The sequence below is a fragment of the Alloalcanivorax mobilis genome (genome assembly GCF_002864685.1).
Classification (GTDB): Bacteria; Pseudomonadota; Gammaproteobacteria; order Pseudomonadales; family Alcanivoracaceae; genus Alloalcanivorax; species Alloalcanivorax mobilis.
The window spans coordinates 45,488-62,999 of sequence record NZ_NMQZ01000019.1; the positions used below are offsets into that span (position 1 = coordinate 45,488).

Here is a 17,512-nt window from a genome sequence, read left to right on the forward strand (position 1 = left end):
ACATGCCTAAAAGGACGGACATCAAAAGCATCCTCATCATCGGCGCCGGTCCGATCGTGATCGGGCAGGCCTGCGAGTTCGATTACTCCGGGGCTCAGGCGTGCAAAGCGCTGCGCGAGGAAGGCTTCCGGGTGATCCTGGTCAACTCCAATCCGGCCACCATCATGACCGACCCGGCGATGGCCGATGCCACCTACATCGAGCCGATCACCTGGGAAACGGTGGCGAAGATCATCGAGAAAGAGCAGCCGGATGCGCTGCTGCCGACCATGGGCGGGCAGACCGCGCTGAACTGCGCGCTGGATCTGGAGCGCCATGGCGTGCTGGAGAAGTTCGGCGTGGAGATGATCGGCGCCAACGCCGACACCATCGACAAAGCCGAGAACCGCGACCGTTTCGACAAGGCGATGAAGGCCATCGGCTTGCAATGTCCGCGCGCGCGGGTTGGGCGCACCATGGAAGAAGCCTGGGAAATTCAGGCCGAGATGGGCTTCCCGACGATTATCCGCCCGTCTTTCACGATGGGCGGCTCCGGCGGCGGCGTGGCCTACAACAAGGAAGAGTTCGAGGAAATCTGTACCCGCGGTTTCGAGCTGTCGCCCACCCATGAGCTGCTGATCGACGAGTCGCTGCTGGGCTGGAAAGAATACGAGATGGAAGTGGTCCGCGACCGGAACGACAACTGCATCATCGTGTGCACCATCGAGAACTTCGACCCGATGGGCGTGCACACGGGTGATTCGATCACCGTGGCGCCGGCGCAGACGCTCACCGACAAAGAATATCAGATCATGCGCGACGCCTCGTTGGCGGTGCTGCGCGAGATCGGCGTGGAAACCGGTGGCTCCAACGTGCAGTTTGGCATGTGCCCGGACACCGGCCGCATGGTGGTGATCGAGATGAACCCGCGGGTGTCGCGCTCCTCGGCGCTGGCCTCCAAGGCCACCGGCTTCCCGATCGCCAAGGTGGCCGCCAAGCTGGCGGTGGGCTACACCCTCGACGAGCTGCAGAACGACATCACCGGCGGCGCCACGCCGGCTTCGTTCGAGCCGTCCATCGACTATGTCGTGACCAAGATCCCTCGCTTCAACTTTGAAAAATTCGCCGCCGCTGACCCGGTGCTGACCACGCAGATGAAATCCGTCGGTGAGGTCATGGCGATTGGCCGCAACTTCCAGGAATCCCTGCACAAAGCGCTGCGCGGCCTGGAGGTGGATTCGGTGGGGTTCGATCCGAGGGTGGACTTGAATGCCCCGGACGCCGCCGAAGTGATCGCCCAGCAGCTTGCCACGCCGGGCCCGGAGCGGGTGTGGGTGATCGGCGACGCGTTCCGCAGCGGCCTGAGTGTGGACGAGGTGTTCCAGCTGACCCGCGTCGACCCCTGGTTCTTGGTGCAGATCGCTGATCTGATCGCCGATGAGCAAAGGCTGGCCGCTGGCACCTTTTCGGCGCTGGACGCCGAGCCCCTGTATCGCCTCAAGCGCAAGGGCTTCTCGGACGCGCGCCTGGCCCAATTACTGGGTGTGCAGGAAGCCGATGTGCGCGGCAAGCGCCATGAGCTGGGTGTGCAGCCGGTGTTCAAGCGGGTCGATACCTGCGCCGCCGAGTTCGCCTCCAGCACCGCCTACATGTACTCCACCTACGACGAGGAATGCGAAGCGCAGCCCTCGGACCGTGACAAGATCATGGTGATCGGTGGTGGCCCCAACCGCATCGGTCAGGGCATCGAGTTCGACTATTGCTGTGTGCATGCCGCCTTCGCCATGAAAGACGACGGCTATGAAACCATCATGGTCAACTGCAACCCGGAGACGGTCTCCACCGACTACGACACCTCCGACCGGCTCTACTTCGAGCCGATTACCCTGGAAGACGTGCTCGCCATCGTCGACAAGGAAAAGCCCAAAGGCGTGATCGTGCAGTACGGCGGGCAGACCCCGCTGAAACTGGCCCGCGATCTGCAAGCTGCCGGCGTGCCGATCATCGGCACCAGCCCGGACGCCATCGACGAAGCCGAAGACCGCGAACGTTTCCAGCACATGGTCAACAAGCTCGGCCTCAAGCAGCCGCCCAACCGCACCGCCCGCTCCATGGAAGACGGCATCCGTCTGGCCGAGGAAATCGGTTACCCGCTGGTGGTGCGGCCGTCCTATGTGCTCGGTGGCCGGGCCATGGAGATCGTCTACAACGAGGCGGAGCTGCGCAGTTACATGAACAACGCGGTGAGCGTGTCCAATGACTCGCCGGTGCTGCTGGATCGCTTCCTGGACGACGCCATCGAAGTGGACGTGGACGCCATTTGCGACGGCACCGATGTGGTCATTGGCGGCATCATGCAGCACATTGAACAGGCCGGCGTGCACTCCGGTGATTCCGCCTGCTCGTTGCCGCCCTATTCTTTGGCGGCGTCGGTGCAGGATGTGATGCGCGAGCAATCCGCGGCGATGGCACTGGAACTCGGCGTGATCGGTCTGATGAACGTGCAGTTCGCCGTCAAAGGGGATGAGGTGTACGTGCTGGAAGTGAACCCACGCGCTTCCCGGACCGTGCCGTATGTGTCCAAATGCATCGGTGTGTCGCTGGCCAAGGTGGCGGCGCGCTGCATGGCCGGCACCTCGCTCAAGGCGCAGGATTTCACCACCGAGATCACGCCGCGCCATTTCTTCGTAAAGGAAGCGGTGTTCCCGTTCGCCAAGTTCCCGAAAGTGGACCCGATCCTCGGCCCGGAAATGAAATCCACCGGTGAGGTGATGGGCATTGGCGAGACCTTCGCGGAGGCGTTCGGCAAGGCATCGCTGGGCGCCGGCGAGCGGCTGCCCCAGGGCGGCACCGCCTTTATCTCGGTACGCGACGCGGACAAAGACGCGGCCGTGGACGTCGCCCGCTCCCTGATTGAGCTGGGCTTCGACCTGATCGCCACGCGTGGCACCAGCAAGGTGCTGACCACGGCGGGGCTGGCGGTGAAGCCGGTGAACAAGGTGCTTGAAGGCCGGCCGCACATCGTGGATATGATCAAGAACGACGGCATCAAACTGATCATCAACACCACCGAGGGCAAGCAGGCGATCCGCGACTCTTTTGCTATTCGTCGCTCCGCGTTGCAGCACAAGGTGTTCTACACCACCACCATCACGGCCGCGCAGGCGGTATGCCAGGCGATGGCGATCAAGGGTGAGCCGCAGGTTCGCCGCGTGCAGGATCTGCACGCCGAAATGCACTAACCGTTTCAGGGGCGCCCGGGGGGGTGCCCCGGGAATGACCCATGAAGGATTCAAGAGGTTAGCGATATGCAACGTGTTCCCATGACGTCCGCCGGGGCGGAAGCCTTGCGCCAGGAGCTGGAACAGCTGAAAAAGGTGGATCGCCCACGCATCACCGCGGCGATCGCCGAGGCCCGCGAGCACGGCGATCTCAAAGAGAACGCCGAATACCACGCCGCCCGCGAACAGCAGGGTTTCTGTGAAGGGCGCATCAACGACATCGAGGGCAAGCTGTCCAACGCCCAGATTATCGATATCACCCAGATTGCCCGCACTGGCAAGGTGATTTTCGGTGTCACCGTCACCATTATCGACGTGGACACCGACGAAGAGCGGGTCTACCAGATTGTCGGTGACGACGAAGCCGACATCAAAAAGGGTAAGCTCAGCGTCAATTCACCCATCGCCCGCGGCCTGATCGGCCGGGAAGAGGGCGATACGGTGCAAATCGATACGCCCAGCGGCACTAAAGAGTACGAGATCGATAAGGTCGAGCATTTGTGAGATGGGTCGGACGTCTGATGTCGGACGTCTGACGCTTTAACCCGGGTTCTGCGACCGGTGAGTATTTCCCGACCGTCGCAGTAAACACTTGGAGCTTTCCGGTTTCGGGTTTAGCGTCCGACGTCCGACGTCCGACGTCCGACATTACCCGTTGGCGCGCAGCACGTTGGACAGCTTCGGGTCCGGTTTGGCGGCGGCGCGGTAGAGCAGGGCGATGTTGCCGATGCGCTGCACCAGCTCGGCGCCGGATGACTGGCACAGGGCCTCGACGAACTCGGCGCGCTGGTCACGGGTGGGGGCGTTGACCTTCACCTTGATCAGCTCATGGTCTTCCAGGCGCCGGTCCAGCTCTTCCAGAAAGTTCTCGGTGAGGCCTTTGTCACCGGAGATCAGCACTGCTTTGAGGTGGTGGCCGATCTGGCGAAAGCGTTTTTTGTCCTGTTGACTCAGTGACATGCTGTTCTCCGTAAAAGGGAGGCCATTCTAGGAACCTGGCGTGCCTCCCGCAATCATCCGATGCTTCAACCAAGCGCAGGCGGATTCATTATGGCCCGATCCAAGAGCAGCCAGCGCTGGCTGCGCGAGCACTTCGACGACCAATGGGTGACCCGCGCCCAGGCCGAGGGCTATCGCTCGCGGGCCAGCTTCAAACTGATCGAGATCAACGACAAGGACAAGCTGTTCCGCCCGGGCATGACGGTGCTGGATCTGGGCGCCGCGCCGGGCGGCTGGACCCAGGTGGCGGCAAAGCTGGTCGGTTCACGGGGCACGGTGGTGGCCAGTGATATTCTCGCCATGGATGCCCTGCCGGATGTCACCTTTATCGAAGGCGACTTTCGCGAGGAGGCGGTCTATGAGCGGATCATCGCATCGCTGGGCGGGCGTCCGGTGGACCTTGTAATGTCCGACATGGCCCCCAATATGAGTGGGAACCGGGCCGTTGATCTGCCCCGCGCCATGTATCTGGCTGAACTGGCGCTGGATATGGCGGTCAAGGTTCTCAGCCCTGACGGACGCTTTCTGGTGAAAGTGTTCCAAGGCGAAGGGTTCGATCAGTACCGGCGTGAGCTGCAGAGCCGGTTTGTGCGAGTGGTCAGCCGCAAGCCAGCGGCCAGTCGGCCGCGCTCCTCCGAGGTGTATCAATTGGGGGTGGGCCTGAAGTAGTGTAAAGTTTGTTCCATACGATGCGTGTCAGCCCGCTGACAATCCTTTGCCAGGCCGGTGCCTGCCAAAGGATTGTTAACAGGCCCTAAAGCCCAAGAAGTCGAGGTCTCCCTTGAACGACATGACCAAGAATATCGTGCTGTGGCTGGTGATTGCCGGGGTACTTTATGTAGTTGCCTCCAGCATTAACCCGCAGCCCACTCAGCAAATGCTGAATTACTCCTCGTTCATCAGCAGCGTGGAATCGGGCAAGGTGGATCAGGTGACCATCGGCGATTCACGCATTGCCGGCGAGATGAAGGACGGCACCCGTTTTGAAACGGTCAAGCCGCCGGCGCTGGACACCAACCTGATTCCCACGCTGATCCAGAATAAGGTGCAGGTCACCGGCAAGGAGCCGGAGCGGCAGGGGTTCCTGACGCAGCTGTTCCTCTCGGTGTTGCCGATTCTGCTGATCCTGGCGATCTTTATCTTCTTCATGCGCCAGATGCAGGGTGGCGGTAAGGGCGGCGGCGGGCCGATGACGTTCGGCAAGTCCAAGGCCCGCCTGATGGGTGAGGATCAGATCAAGACCACCTTCGCCGATGTGGCCGGGGTGGAAGAGGCCAAGGAAGAGGTTCAGGAACTGGTCGAGTTTCTGCGCGACCCGGCGAAATTCCAGCGCCTGGGTGGCCGCATTCCCCGCGGCGTGCTGATGGTGGGTTCGCCGGGTACTGGTAAAACCCTGCTCGCCAAGGCGATCGCCGGCGAGGCCAAGGTGCCGTTCTTCAGCATTTCCGGTTCGGATTTCGTCGAGATGTTCGTGGGCGTGGGCGCGTCGCGGGTCCGTGACATGTTTGATCAGGCCAAGAAGCACGCGCCGTGCATTATCTTTATCGACGAAATCGACGCCGTTGGCCGCAGCCGTGGCGCTGGTCTGGGGGGCGGGCATGACGAGCGTGAACAGACCCTTAACCAGTTGCTGGTGGAAATGGACGGCTTTGACGGCAATGAAGGGATCATCGTGATCGCCGCCACCAACCGCCCGGACGTGCTCGATCCGGCGCTGTTGCGGCCGGGCCGTTTCGACCGTCAGGTGACGGTGCCGCTGCCCGATATCCGTGGCCGTGAGCAGGTGCTCAAAGTGCACATGCGCGCCGTGCCGGTGTCCGAAGACGTGGAGCCGGCGGTGATCGCCCGTGGTACCCCTGGTTTTTCCGGTGCCGATCTCGCCAATCTGGTGAACGAGGCGGCGTTGTTCGCGGCCCGCGCCAATAAGCGCGTGGTGTCCATGGAAGACTTCGAGAAAGCCAAGGACAAGATCATGATGGGCGCCGAGCGGCGTTCCATGGTGATGAGCGAGAAAGAGAAGCTCAACACCGCCTACCACGAATCCGGCCATGCCATTGTCGGCCGCCTGGTGCCCGACCACGACCCGGTCTACAAGGTCAGCATTATTCCCCGTGGGCGCGCCCTCGGCGTGACCATGTATCTGCCCGAGGAAGACAAGTACTCGGTGTCCAAGCGGGCTTTGGAATCCTCGATCTGTTCCCTGTTCGGTGGCCGCATCGCCGAGGAAATGACGTTGGGCTTTGATGGCGTCACCACCGGTGCCTCCAACGACATCGAGCGCGCCACCAAGATGGCCCGCGCCATGGTCACCAAGTGGGGCCTGAGCGAGAAGATGGGGCCGCTGGCTTACGAGGAAGACGAGGGCGAGGTGTTCCTGGGCAAGCAGATGTCACAGCGTAAGCATGTTTCCGAGCAGACCTCCGAGGAGATCGACCGGGAAGTGCGCGCCATCATCGACAGCTGCTACGGCCGCGCCAAGGAGCTCCTGGAAGAGAACCGCGACAAGCTGGACATGATGGCCGAGGCGCTGATGCAGTATGAAACCATCGACGCCGAGCAGATCAACGACATTATGTCCGGCCAGAAGCCGCGTCCGCCGAAAGACTGGCGCGACCAGGGCCCGGGCAGCAGCAGTGGCGTGAAAGCCGGCGATGACGCCGGTGCTTCCGGCGACGCCAAGCCCGGCGACGACGCCATCGGTGGGCCCGCGAACACGCACTGATGATCACACGGCTTACCTGTGGGGCGCGGACATTGGATTTGTCCGCGCCCCTTGTTATGGGCATCCTGAATGTCACCCCGGATTCCTTTTCCGACGGCGGTCGCCATGCCTCCCTGAGCGATGCTTTGCGCCACGGCGAACGCATGCTCGAAGAGGGCGCGGCGATCATTGATGTGGGCGGTGAGTCCACCCGGCCGGGCGCGGCACCAGTGTCCGTGCAACAGGAACTGGACCGGGTGGTGCCGGTGGTCGAGGCCCTGGCCCGGGATCTGGGCGCCGTGGTTTCGGTGGACACCAGCACCCCCGAGGTCATCCGCGAAGTGGCCGGCGCCGGCGCCGGCCTGATCAATGATGTGCGCTCCCTGCGCCGCCCCGGTGCTCTGCGGGCGGCCGCTGACAGCGGCCTGCCGGTCTGTTTGATGCACATGCTCGGTGAGCCGGGCGACATGCAGAACAACCCCCATTATGACGATGTCACCGGTGAGGTGATCACCTTCCTTGAGGCGCGTATCCAGGCCTGCCGTGCCGCCGGCATTGGCCGCGAGCGCCTGTTGCTGGATCCGGGCTTTGGTTTTGCAAAGACGGTCACGCATAATTTGCGTTTGCTGGCTGAACTTGAACGGCTCAGCGCGCTCGAATTGCCGGTGTTGGTGGGCCTGTCGCGGAAGTCTCTGTTCGGTAAGGTGCTGAACCGACCGGTGCGGGAGCGCCTGCCCGCTTCGCTGGCGGCGGCGGTGATGTGCGTGGAGCGGGGCGCGTTGATTGTGCGGGCCCATGATGTGAAAGAAACCGTGGACAGCGTGCGCTTCGCGCGGGCTGTTCTGAGTGAAAGCGGTCCTCGGGAGACAATGGATGAGTCGTAAATATTTTGGAACGGATGGTATCCGTGGCACCGTGGGGGAACCCCCGATCACGCCGGATTTCGTGCTCAAACTGGGCTGGGCCGCCGGGCGCGTGCTCGCCGCTCGTGGCGGCAGCAAAATCCTGATCGGCAAGGACACCCGCATCTCCGGCTATATGTTCGAATCGGCCCTGGAAGCGGGCATCTCCTCCGCCGGCGTGGACGTGCGCCTGCTCGGGCCGATGCCCACCCCGGCGATCGCTTATTTGACGCGCACGCTGCACGCCCAGGCCGGCATCGTGATCTCCGCGTCGCACAATCCCTACACCGACAACGGCATCAAGTTTTTCGGCGGCGACGGCCGTAAGCTCAACGAGCAGATCGAGGAAGAGATCGAGCGCATGCTGGACGAGCCGATCGCCGTGGTCGCCACCGACAAGCTGGGCAAGGTGCGCCGCATCGACGACGCCCGCGGCCGCTATATTGAGTTCTGCAAAAGCACGGCGCCGGGCCTGAGCCTGAAGGGTCTGAAAATCGTCGTCGACACCGCCAATGGCGCGGCTTACCACATCACCCCTGATGTGTTCGAAGAGCTCGGTGCCACGGTGGTGGCCATCGGCAATCGGCCCGACGGGTTCAATATCAACCGTGAATGCGGCTCCACCCACCCCGACGCCCTGTGCCAGCGCGTGGTGGACGAAGGCGCGGACCTGGGCGTGGCCCTGGACGGCGACGCCGACCGGTTGATCATGGTGGATGACCAGGGGCGGGTCGTGGATGGCGACCAGTTGCTGTACATCATTGCCCGGCAGCGTCACGGTCGCGGCGCGCTCAAGGGCGGCGTGGTGGGAACGCTGATGTCCAATCTGGGCCTGGAGCTGGCGCTGCACGACCTGGGTATTTCGTTCGTGCGCGCCAAGGTCGGCGATCGCTACGTGATGGAGCAGCTTGAAGAGCACAACTGGCTGCTGGGCGGCGAATCCTCCGGCCATCTGGTGTGTCTGGATCGCACCTCCACCGGTGACGGCACGGTGGCCGCTCTGCAGGTGCTGGCGGCGCTGTGCGAGCAGGGCGTCACTTTGCGTGAGGCGGCCGCCGCGGCGCCATTGATGCCTCAAAGTCTGATTAACGTGCGCGGCGCGAACCGCGACGGGTTCATGGACGACACCGCGATGACGGCGGTGTTGCACGAAGTGGAACAGGAACTGGGCAGTAATGGGCGCGTGCTGTTGCGGCCGTCCGGCACTGAGCCGCTGGTGCGGGTCATGGTGGAAGGGCGCGATGCCGATCAGGTTGAGCGGTTATGCCAGCGTCTCGCCGACGCCGTGCAGACGGCGATTGCCTGAGTGCCGGCGCCGGGCCGCGAAGATCCCGTGACGCCCTGGAGGGGGATGCAATGACAAGAACACCGCTGGTGGCGGGCAACTGGAAGATGAATGGTCGGCGCGGCCTGGCCGGCGAGATCGCCGCCGCGCTGACCGGCTCCCTGTCGGAAAACGTGGAAGTGGCGTTATGCCCGCCGTATCCGTATCTGGTGGCGCTGGGCGATGCCCTGCCCGCCGGCGTGGGGCTGGGTGCGCAGGATGTGTGCGACCACCAGGATGGCGCTTTCACCGGTGAGGTCTCCGCTGAAATGCTGGCTGATCTGGGCTGCCGTTACGTCATCGTCGGGCATTCCGAGCGCCGCGAGTACTACGGCGAAAGCGATGATCTGGTGGCGAGCAAGTTTCTGCGCGCCCGCGAGGCGGGGCTGGTGCCGATTCTGTGCGTGGGTGAAACCCTGCGTCAGCGCGAAGCGGGAGACACCGAGCAGGTGGTGGTGCAACAGATGATGACCGTGGTCGAGGCGGCGGGTGCCGGCGCGTTCGAGAACGCGGTGCTGGCCTACGAGCCGGTCTGGGCGATTGGCACCGGCTTGACCGCCAGCCCCGAAGAGGCTCAGGCGGTGCATGCCCTGCTGCGCGGAACCCTGGCGAAAAGTGCCCCGGAAGTGGCGGCGAAAATGCGCCTTCTTTACGGCGGCAGCGTAAAGGCGGATAATGCCGCCCCTCTGTTTGCCCAGCCGGATATCGACGGAGGGTTGATCGGCGGGGCGTCACTGAAGGCGGACGAATTTATCGCCATTTGTCGGGCGGCAGGTTGAATTAGCTTATGGATATTGTGCTTCATGTGGTGCACGTGCTCGCGGCGCTGGGCCTGATTGGTCTGGTTCTGGTTCAGCACGGTAAAGGCGCCGACGCCGGTGCCTCCTTTGGCAGTGGCGGTTCGCAGACGGTGTTTGGCAGTGCCGGTAACGCCAACTTCCTGACCCGCTCCACGGCGGTGCTGGCGGCGGTCTTTTTTGTGACCAGTCTGGGGCTGGCCTGGATGGCCCGCAACGAGGCTGGCGGTGGCGGTATTTTGCCGGCGTTCGAAGAAAGCATCGACGATCAGGATGTGCCGTCTCTGGATCAGAACGACGCGTCCGAAGGTGTTCAGAGCGACGTACCGGCCGCGAGTGGCGGCGGTGATGTGCCGTCGGTGCAATCTTCCGAAAACGGCACTTCCGATGTGCCGTCGGCTGGGTTAGAATCCCCGGCCCCGGATGAGGCACCGTCTCAACCGGCTCAGAATTAAGGTGTTTTTGCCGAAGTGGTGAAATTGGTAGACACGCTATCTTGAGGGGGTAGTGACCTTACGGTCGTGCCGGTTCAAGTCCGGCCTTCGGCACCAATTTTTGACGTTGATGGCGGGGTTGAAGACTCAGGTTTTCGCCCTAATATCAAGCGAGATGTAACGGGTTTTACGACGGCCGTTAAGATCGCGAAAAATAGAGACTTTTTCGCAGATTCGATTGACAGGGCCCGCGCAAATAACTAGTATTTGCGCTCGATTTCAAGTGCGGGGTGGAGCAGTCTGGTAGCTCGTCGGGCTCATAACCCGAAGGTCGTAGGTTCAAATCCTGCCCCCGCTACCACTTGTCAGAACCGGTCCCGGTTCTGTGCCGTGAAAAGCCCCTCTAGCAGGGGCTTTTTGCTATTCACAACCGGGGTTGGAAGTGGGAATGGGCATCGGGTCTGTTGTCGGATGATTGACAATAGGTCCTAAGCCCATTTTTTGTTTGTGATGCCGGAGCGGTGGCTCCCGGGGCAACGGCTTTTGAAGCAGCGGCCCCGAAGCAAAGGCTCGAAAAGGGACTCAATGTCGAAACGCACGGATCAACTCAAGGAGCTGCTGGCTCCAGTGGTCGAAGACCTGGGTTTTACCCTTTGGGGCGTACAGTACCTCCAGGGGCGCGGTGCGGTATTGCGTCTGTTTATCGACCATGAAGACGGCATCAACGTGGATGATTGCATCCGCGTCAGTCACGAAGTCAGCGGTGTGCTGGACGTGGAAGATCCGATCCCAGGCGAGTACAACCTGGAAGTGTCTTCCCCCGGCATGGATCGTCCGCTGTTTGAATTAGCCCAGTTTCAGCTCTATCTGGGCGATGATGTGCACCTAAAGCTGCTGGCCCCGGTGGCGGGCAAGCGTAAACTGACGGCCACCCTGGTGGGCGTCGACGGCGATACGCTGGTGTTGATGCTCAATGGTGACACCCTGCGTGTTCCTTACAGTCAGGTGGACCGTGCTCGTCTGGAGCCGCGCTTCGATTGAGCGTGACCTGAACATACCTTTGTAAAGGCCTGGCCATGAACAAAGAGATCCTGCTGGTAGCGGAAACTGTTTCCAACGAAAAAGGCGTCAGCCGCGATGTGATCTTTGAAGCCATCGAGTCTGCGTTGGCGGCGGCGACCAAAAAGCGCTTCAAGGAAGAAGATGTGGAAATTCGTGTGCAGATCGACCGGGTCTCCGGCGATTACGGCACGTTCCGCGTCTGGCATGTGGTTCCTGACGAAGAGCTGTTCGAGTTCGGCAAGCAACTGACCCTCGATGAAGCCCACGAGCAGGATCAGAGCCTGCGGATTGGCGATGTCTATGAAGAGCAGATTGAATCCGAAGCGTTCGGTCGTATCGCTGCTCAGACCGCCAAACAGGTGATCGTGCAAAAGGTGCGTGAGGCGGAGCGTCGCCAGATCATTGAAGAATACCGTGATCGTATTGGTGAGCTGGTCAGTGGCACGGTGAAAAAATCCAGCCGCGAAGCGATCGTGCTGGACCTGGGTGGCAATGCCGAGGCGCTGATTACCCGCGAACATATGATTACCCGTGAAAGCGTGCGCCAGAATGACCGGGTGCGGGCTTATCTGCTGGGCGTTAACGAAGAAAGCCGTGGCCCGCAGTTGTTTGCCAGCCGGGCGTGCCCGGAAATGCTGATTGAGCTGTTCAAGATTGAAGTGCCGGAAATTGGTGAAGAGCTGATCGAGATCAAGGGCGCGGCCCGTGATCCGGGCTCGCGCGCCAAGATCGCGGTGAAGACCAACGATCAGCGCATCGATCCGGTGGGGGCTTGCGTGGGTATGCGCGGCGCCCGAGTACAGGCGGTTTCCAACGAGTTGGGTGGCGAGCGTATCGACATCGTGCTGTGGGACGACAACCCCGCGCAGCTGGTGATCAACGCGATGCAGCCCGCCGAGGTGGCGTCCATCGTGATGGACGAAGAGAGCCACTCCATGGACATCGCCGTGGAAGACGAATCGGCGCTGGCCCAGGCGATCGGCCGCAGTGGGCAGAACATTCGCCTTGCTTCCGAGCTGACCGGCTGGGAACTGAACGTAATGACGCTGGAAGACGCTGAGAACAAGCAGCAGAAAGAGGCCGAAGAGGCCCTCCAGACGTTTATTGATTTTCTCGATGTGGACGAAGAGATGGCCGCCGTGCTGGTGGACGAGGGTTTCTCGTCGCTGGAAGAAGTGGCGTATGTGCCCACCGAAGAAATGCTCGCGATCGAAGGCTTTGACGAAGACATCGTCGAAGCGCTCCGGCAGCGCGCCAAGGACGCCCTGCTCACCCGGGCTCTGGTGTCCGAAGAGAAATTTGAACAAGCCGAACCCGCCGAGGACCTGCTGAACATGGAAGGCATGGACCGAGCACTGGCGGTGGATATGGCTTCCCGAGGCATTGTCACCATGGAAGACCTTGCTGAACAAGCGGTGGATGACCTGCTGGAAATCGAGGGAATGGACGAAGAGCGCGCGGCCCAATTGATTATGACCGCTCGCGCCCCCTGGTTCGAAGGCGAAGAAGCCGGCGAATGACGCGTATGAAATGACGCGTTGAGCGCAGGGCACCACCAAGAAGTGGACAGGAGAGTGTTGCTGACATGGCAGAAACGACCGTAAAAAAGCTGGCCGATGTGGTAGGTATTCCGGTAGACACGCTGCTCACGCAGATGAAAGAAGCCGGATTGCCTCACACCGATGCCGGTGAAGGGGTCTCCGATGAACAGAAGCAGCAGCTGCTCGCGCATCTGCGCAAGTCCCATGGTGCCCAGGACGCGGAACCGAAGAAGATCACTCTGAAGCGTCGCTCCACCAGCACCATCAAGACCACCGGTGCCGCGGGTAAAGCCAAGACCGTGAACGTGGAAGTGCGTAAGAAACGCACCTACGTGAAGCGCGCCGCCGTGGAAGAAGAGGAGCGCGCCGCGGAGGAAGAGGCCCAGCGTCTGGCGGAAGAGCAGGCCCGTCTGGAGGCCGAGCAAGAAGCCAAGCGCAAAGCGGAAGAAGACGCCCGCAAGGCAGAGGAAGATGCTCTGCGCCGCGAGCAGGAAGCCCGTGCCCGCGCCGAGCAGGAGCGCAAGGAAGAGGAAGCCCGCGCCGGCCAGGAAAAGGCCAAGCGTGCCTCCGTGCCGAAGCCCGCCAAGAAAGCGCAGAAAGAAGAAACCGCCGAACAGCGCGCCGAGCGCGAAGCGGAAGAACGCAAGCAGCGTGAGGCGGAAGACGCCCGCCGCAAGCAGGAAGCCGAAGCGCGCAAGAAAGCTGAGGAAGAAGCCGCCCGTCGTACCGCCGAGGAAGCTCAGCGCATCGCCGAAGAGCTTGAAAAGCGCGAGGGTGAACAGCCCGCCGAACCGCAGAAAGAAGAGGAAGATAAAGCGTCCTCTATTGTGCGCGATGCCGTGGAAGCCGGTTATCGCACCGAGGAGCGTCAGTCCCGCCGCCGCCGCCGCAAGTCCAAAGCGGCCGGTGTTGCGCACGGGCAGATGAAAAGCTCCATGAACAAACAGCATGGCTTCAAAAGCCCCACGGAGAAAATGGTATACGACGTCGAGATTCCCGAGACCATCACCGTGGCGGAACTGGCTCAGCGCATGAACATCAAGGCCAAGGAACTGATCAAGGCAATGATGAAGATGGGCGAGATGGCCACCGTCAACCAATACATTGACCAGGAGACCGCGGTCCTGCTGACCGAGGAGATGGGCCACACGCCGAGACTGGTCAAGGGCGAGGAAGAGGCTCTGGAAGACGATCTGGCCACACTGGCGGATTACAGCGGCATCGATGCGGATGGCCGGGCGCCGGTGGTGACCATCATGGGCCACGTTGACCATGGTAAAACGTCGTTGCTGGATTACATTCGTCGCGCCAAGGTGGCCGATGCGGAAGCCGGCGGTATCACCCAGCATATCGGTGCCTACCACGTGAACACCGACAAAGGCATGGTGACCTTCCTGGATACCCCCGGCCACGCGGCGTTCACCGCCATGCGTGCCCGTGGTGCCCGCGCCACCGACATCGTGATCATCGTGGTGGCCGCCGACGATGGCGTGATGCCGCAGACCGAAGAAGCGATCAACCACGCCAAGGCCGCCGGTGTGCCGATCATCATCGCGGTCAACAAGGTCGACAAAGAACAGGCCGATCCGGACCGGGTCAAGAACGAGCTGGCCGCCAAGGATGTGATCCCGGAAGAGTGGGGCGGCGAATACCAGTTCGTGAACGTCTCCGCGCATTCCGGCCAGGGTATCGATGATCTGCTCGATTCGGTGCTGGTGCAGGCCGAACTGATGGAGCTCAAGGCGCCCGCCACTGGCCCCGCCAGCGGTGTGGTGATTGAATCCCGGATCGAGAAAGGTCGCGGCACCGTGGCGTCCGTGCTGGTGCAATCGGGTGAGTTGAAGGTGGGCGACATGCTGATCGCTGGCGCCAACTATGGCCGTGTTCGCGCCCTGGTCGATGAAAACGGCCAGCAGGTCAAGCAGGCCGGTCCCTCGATCCCGGTGGAGGTGCTGGGTCTGGATGGCGCGCCGGAAGCCGGCGAGCAGATCCAGGTGGTGCCCGATGAACGCAAGGCGCGGGAAGTGGCCGAGTTCCGTCAGGAGCGCGACCGTGACCTCAAGCTCAAGCGTCAGCAGGCCTCCAAACTGGAGAACCTGTTCGAGAACATGGGCGCCGACGAGGCCAAGTTGGTCAACATCGTGCTCAAAACCGACGTGCGCGGTTCTCTGGAGGCGCTGATCGGTGCCCTCAACGACTTGTCCACCGATGAAGTGAAGGTCAGCCTGGTGTCCGCCGGCGTGGGCGCGATCAACGAATCCGACGTCAACCTGGCGATGACCAGTGAAGCGGTGCTGCTCGGCTTTAACGTGCGCGCCGACTCCAAGGCCAAGCGCCTGTGCGAGCAGGAAGGCATTGATCTGCGCTACTACAGCGTGATCTACGAGCTGATTGACGACGTCAAACAGGCGCTCAGTGGCCTGCTGGCTCCGGAAAAGCGCGAGCAAATCCTCGGCGTGGCCGAGGTGCGCGACGTGTTCCGCTCTTCCAAGTTCGGTGCCGTGGCCGGTTGCATGGTGGTCGAGGGTACGCTTTATCGGAACCGCCCGATCCGCGTGCTGCGCGACGATGTGGTGGTGTTCGAAGGCGAGTTGGAATCGCTGCGCCGCTTCAAGGACGACGTCCCCGAAGTGCGCAACGGCATGGAGTGTGGCATCGCGGTGAAGAGCTACAACGACGTCAAGGAAGGCGACAAGATCGAGGTGTTTGAAGTGAAGGAGGTGGCGCGCAGCCTTTAAGCGCGCCTTGCCATGAGCCGACATCAGCGCCCCCGTGGTTTTCAGCGCACCGACCGTATCGCGGATCAGATCCAGCGGGAGGTGTCGCGCCTGTTGCAGTTCGAACTGAAGGACCCGCGCGTGGGCCTGGTGACGGTGCAGGATGTCACCGTTTCCCGGGATCTTTCCTTCGCCGATGTCTACTTCACGTTGCTGGGCGAGGGCGCCGAAGCCGGTGCCCAGGCTCAGGAGATTCTCACCGGCGCGGCGGGATTTCTGCGCAGCGCCCTGGCGCAGACCCTGAACACCCGCACCACGCCCAAATTGCGCTTTCATTACGATGAGACCCCGGAGCGGGCGGCCAGCCTGTCCCGGCTGATCGATGAAGCGCGCGCCGAGGACCGGGAAATCGCCCCGGACCGCGACGATACCGATAACGACTGATCACGGAGCACTGAGACGTGGGGAAACGGCGCCGTGGAGGTCGTAATCTCAATGGCATTCTGTTGCTGGATAAAGCCGATGGCGTGACCAGCAACGGCGCGCTACAGATGGCCAAAAAAATGTTCGCCGCCGCCAAGGCCGGCCACACTGGCAGTCTGGACCCGCTGGCCACCGGCATGCTGCCGATCTGTTTTGGCGAGGCCACCAAGTTCAGCCAGTTCCTGCTGGACGCGGACAAGCGTTACCAGGTCACCGCGCAACTGGGGGTGACCACCGAAACCGGCGACGCCGATGGTGAAGTGGTCGAGACCCGCCCGGTGGCGGTCAGCGAAGCGCAGGTGTTGGCGGCGCTGGATCGCTTTCTCGGCGAGATTGAGCAGATCCCGAGCATGTATTCGGCGATTAAGCACAACGGCACACCGCTGTACAAGCTGGCCCGTGAAGGCATCACCGTGGAGCGTCAGCCGCGCCGGGTGACCATCCACGAAATCAAGGATGCACGCCTGGAAAGCGAAGACCGGGTGTCCTTCGAGGTGGCCTGCACCAAAGGCACCTACGTGCGCTCGCTGGTGGAAGATCTGGGCGCCGCGCTCGGTTGCGGCGGCCACGTGGTGGTGCTGCGGCGGCTTTCCGCCGGGCCTTACCCGCAAGAGCGCATGCTGACCCTGGAGCAATTGGGCGAAATCAAGGCCGAGGGCGGTTTCGAGGCCATCGACGAGTTACTCTTGCCTTTATCCACCAGCGTGGCAGACTGGCCCCGCGTCGCCCTGGGTGACAACGCCGCCTTTTACCTGCGGCAGGGTCAGCCGGTGATGACCAGTGACCGCCCGATGGATGGGTGGGTGAGTGTTTACCAGGCCTCCACGGACGAATTCCTGGGGGTGGGTGAAATACTGGAAGATGGACGCATCGCGCCCCGTCGTCTGGTAAGCGACTGATCTTCGGCTCGGTCGCCAATGGCAACAGGACGGCAGCTATAAATATGCATGGCTGGCCGTGTCTTCTAATCGCATATTTGGAGAAGTAACAATGGCGTTGACCACTGAAAAGAAAGCGGAAATCCTCAAGGAATTTGGCCGTAAAGACGGCGATACCGGTTCCCCGGAAGTGCAGGTTGCCCTGCTTACCGAGAACATCAACCTGCTGCAGGGTCACTTCAAGGACCACAAGAAGGATCACCACAGCCGCCGTGGTCTGATTCGCATGGTTAACCAGCGTCGTAAGCTGTTGGATTACCTGGCCGGCAAGAAGCCGGACAGCTACCTGAAGCTGATTGAGCGTCTGGGCCTGCGTCGCTAAGACGCGCTCCGGTACTCTTCGGCTCCGCCCGT

General features: G+C 62.0%; 15 protein-coding genes and 2 tRNA genes. 16 read left to right on the forward strand and 1 reads right to left on the reverse strand.

Annotated features, from left to right (window positions below; translation table 11 throughout):
* The first annotated feature begins 2 nt into the window (after positions 1-2).
* Both carB and greA read left to right on the forward strand, forming a co-directional pair.
* Positions 3-3,221 carry a carbamoyl-phosphate synthase large subunit gene (carB, locus tag CGS25_RS11125; RefSeq protein WP_101675498.1) on the forward strand — a complete coding sequence of 1,073 codons (3,219 nt, stop codon included), beginning with the start codon at positions 3-5 and terminating at the stop codon, positions 3,219-3,221.
* Between the two features lie 66 nt (positions 3,222-3,287).
* Positions 3,288-3,764, forward strand: coding sequence for a transcription elongation factor GreA (greA, locus tag CGS25_RS11130; protein ID WP_101675499.1), 477 nt, complete (start codon positions 3,288-3,290; stop codon positions 3,762-3,764).
* Positions 3,765-3,908: 144 nt separating this feature from the next.
* On the opposite strand, the gene CGS25_RS11135 is transcribed toward greA, so the two are convergent.
* Positions 3,909-4,220, reverse strand: a complete 312-nt coding sequence (locus tag CGS25_RS11135; RefSeq protein WP_089033282.1) for a YhbY family RNA-binding protein — start codon at positions 4,218-4,220, stop codon at positions 3,909-3,911.
* Between the two features lie 90 nt (positions 4,221-4,310).
* Here CGS25_RS11135 and rlmE point away from each other — a divergent pair, with 90 nt between their 5' ends.
* From rlmE to rpsO, 14 genes are all read left to right on the forward strand, one after another.
* Positions 4,311-4,928 carry a 23S rRNA (uridine(2552)-2'-O)-methyltransferase RlmE gene (gene rlmE / locus CGS25_RS11140; protein WP_101675500.1) on the forward strand — a complete coding sequence of 206 codons (618 nt, stop codon included), beginning with the start codon at positions 4,311-4,313 and terminating at the stop codon, positions 4,926-4,928.
* 121 nt (positions 4,929-5,049) lie between these two features.
* Entirely contained in the window at positions 5,050-6,981 is a 1,932-nt protein-coding gene (gene ftsH / locus CGS25_RS11145; RefSeq protein ID WP_101675501.1) for an ATP-dependent zinc metalloprotease FtsH, read from the forward strand.
* Between the two features lie 56 nt (positions 6,982-7,037).
* Positions 7,038-7,844, forward strand: coding sequence for a dihydropteroate synthase (folP, locus tag CGS25_RS11150; RefSeq protein ID WP_101675502.1), 807 nt, complete (start codon positions 7,038-7,040; stop codon positions 7,842-7,844).
* A complete protein-coding gene (gene glmM / locus CGS25_RS11155) occupies positions 7,834-9,168 on the forward strand; it encodes a phosphoglucosamine mutase (RefSeq protein ID WP_089033278.1) in 1,335 nt (444 codons plus the stop codon). Before folP ends, glmM begins: the two co-directional genes overlap by 11 nt.
* A gap of 50 nt (positions 9,169-9,218) precedes the next feature.
* Complete coding sequence (gene tpiA, locus CGS25_RS11160; RefSeq protein WP_101675503.1) at positions 9,219-9,965, forward strand: triose-phosphate isomerase; 747 nt, start codon at positions 9,219-9,221, stop codon at positions 9,963-9,965.
* A gap of 8 nt (positions 9,966-9,973) precedes the next feature.
* Positions 9,974-10,438 carry a preprotein translocase subunit SecG gene (gene secG, locus CGS25_RS11165; protein WP_089033276.1) on the forward strand — a complete coding sequence of 155 codons (465 nt, stop codon included), beginning with the start codon at positions 9,974-9,976 and terminating at the stop codon, positions 10,436-10,438.
* A 9-nt stretch (positions 10,439-10,447) separates the two neighbouring features.
* A tRNA-Leu gene (locus CGS25_RS11170) sits at positions 10,448-10,534 on the forward strand.
* 167 nt (positions 10,535-10,701) lie between these two features.
* Positions 10,702-10,778 (forward strand) — tRNA-Met (locus tag CGS25_RS11175).
* Between the two features lie 224 nt (positions 10,779-11,002).
* Positions 11,003-11,458 carry a ribosome maturation factor RimP gene (gene rimP / locus CGS25_RS11180; RefSeq protein ID WP_089033275.1) on the forward strand — a complete coding sequence of 152 codons (456 nt, stop codon included), beginning with the start codon at positions 11,003-11,005 and terminating at the stop codon, positions 11,456-11,458.
* A gap of 35 nt (positions 11,459-11,493) precedes the next feature.
* Positions 11,494-12,999 carry a transcription termination factor NusA gene (nusA, locus tag CGS25_RS11185; RefSeq protein ID WP_101675504.1) on the forward strand — a complete coding sequence of 502 codons (1,506 nt, stop codon included), beginning with the start codon at positions 11,494-11,496 and terminating at the stop codon, positions 12,997-12,999.
* A 65-nt stretch (positions 13,000-13,064) separates the two neighbouring features.
* The gene (infB, locus tag CGS25_RS11190; protein WP_101675505.1) at positions 13,065-15,758 is read left to right on the forward strand and encodes a translation initiation factor IF-2; all 2,694 of its coding nucleotides are present in this window, start codon (positions 13,065-13,067) and stop codon (positions 15,756-15,758) included.
* 12 nt (positions 15,759-15,770) lie between these two features.
* Positions 15,771-16,181, forward strand: coding sequence for a 30S ribosome-binding factor RbfA (rbfA, locus tag CGS25_RS11195; protein WP_089033272.1), 411 nt, complete (start codon positions 15,771-15,773; stop codon positions 16,179-16,181).
* A 17-nt stretch (positions 16,182-16,198) separates the two neighbouring features.
* Positions 16,199-17,119: a tRNA pseudouridine(55) synthase TruB gene (gene truB, locus CGS25_RS11200; protein WP_101675506.1), complete on the forward strand. Its 921-nt coding sequence runs from the start codon at positions 16,199-16,201 to the stop codon at positions 17,117-17,119.
* A gap of 91 nt (positions 17,120-17,210) precedes the next feature.
* Positions 17,211-17,480, forward strand: a complete 270-nt coding sequence (rpsO, locus tag CGS25_RS11205) for a 30S ribosomal protein S15 (protein WP_089033270.1) — start codon at positions 17,211-17,213, stop codon at positions 17,478-17,480.
* Positions 17,481-17,512: the final 32 nt, after the last annotated feature.

Excerpts from the sequence above, each read along its gene's own strand:
- carB (WP_101675498.1), top strand. The coding sequence starts at position 3 with ATGCCTAAAAGGACGGACATCAAAAGCATCCTCATCATCGGCGCCGGT.
- greA (WP_101675499.1), top strand. The coding sequence starts at position 3,288 with ATGCAACGTGTTCCCATGACGTCCGCCGGGGCGGAAGCCTTGCGCCAG.
- CGS25_RS11135 (WP_089033282.1), bottom strand. The coding sequence starts at position 4,220 with ATGTCACTGAGTCAACAGGACAAAAAACGCTTTCGCCAGATCGGCCAC.
- rlmE (WP_101675500.1), top strand. The coding sequence starts at position 4,311 with ATGGCCCGATCCAAGAGCAGCCAGCGCTGGCTGCGCGAGCACTTCGAC.
- ftsH (WP_101675501.1), top strand. The coding sequence starts at position 5,050 with ATGACCAAGAATATCGTGCTGTGGCTGGTGATTGCCGGGGTACTTTAT.
- folP (WP_101675502.1), top strand. The coding sequence starts at position 7,038 with ATGGGCATCCTGAATGTCACCCCGGATTCCTTTTCCGACGGCGGTCGC.
- glmM (WP_089033278.1), top strand. The coding sequence starts at position 7,834 with ATGAGTCGTAAATATTTTGGAACGGATGGTATCCGTGGCACCGTGGGG.
- tpiA (WP_101675503.1), top strand. The coding sequence starts at position 9,219 with ATGACAAGAACACCGCTGGTGGCGGGCAACTGGAAGATGAATGGTCGG.
- secG (WP_089033276.1), top strand. The coding sequence starts at position 9,974 with ATGGATATTGTGCTTCATGTGGTGCACGTGCTCGCGGCGCTGGGCCTG.
- rimP (WP_089033275.1), top strand. The coding sequence starts at position 11,003 with ATGTCGAAACGCACGGATCAACTCAAGGAGCTGCTGGCTCCAGTGGTC.
- nusA (WP_101675504.1), top strand. The coding sequence starts at position 11,494 with ATGAACAAAGAGATCCTGCTGGTAGCGGAAACTGTTTCCAACGAAAAA.
- infB (WP_101675505.1), top strand. The coding sequence starts at position 13,065 with ATGGCAGAAACGACCGTAAAAAAGCTGGCCGATGTGGTAGGTATTCCG.
- rbfA (WP_089033272.1), top strand. The coding sequence starts at position 15,771 with ATGAGCCGACATCAGCGCCCCCGTGGTTTTCAGCGCACCGACCGTATC.
- rpsO (WP_089033270.1), top strand. The coding sequence starts at position 17,211 with ATGGCGTTGACCACTGAAAAGAAAGCGGAAATCCTCAAGGAATTTGGC.